Below are 251 nucleotides of genomic sequence, written 5' to 3' on the forward strand. Positions count from 1 at the left end.
TCACAGCGCTTAATGACGGAACTGCCGGGGTAGCCGGCTGCGCATTGATAACCGCAGCAGAGGATGCACCCGAAGTACAGCCGTTTGCTGAAGCCGTTACCGTGTAGCTTCCTGCCGGTGCCGTCAAGGTGTCCCCTGACTGGGAAACACCTGCCGAAGGGCTTATCGTATAGGTATTCGAAGCATCATAGTTTGTAATTGTAAAACTTCCAGATGCCGTTAAGCATGTAGGCTGGATCACAGCGCTTAAT

1 protein-coding gene is annotated in these 251 nt (G+C 52.6%); it reads right to left on the reverse strand.

Annotation, left to right across the window (positions count from 1 at the left end):
• Window positions 1–251: hypothetical protein (locus LUU93_RS21665; protein WP_232683243.1), on the reverse strand; the 251-nt coding region annotated here is incomplete at both ends.

This window comes from Flavobacterium soyae, from assembly GCF_021245985.1.
Lineage (GTDB): Bacteria > Bacteroidota > Bacteroidia > Flavobacteriales > Flavobacteriaceae > Flavobacterium > Flavobacterium soyae.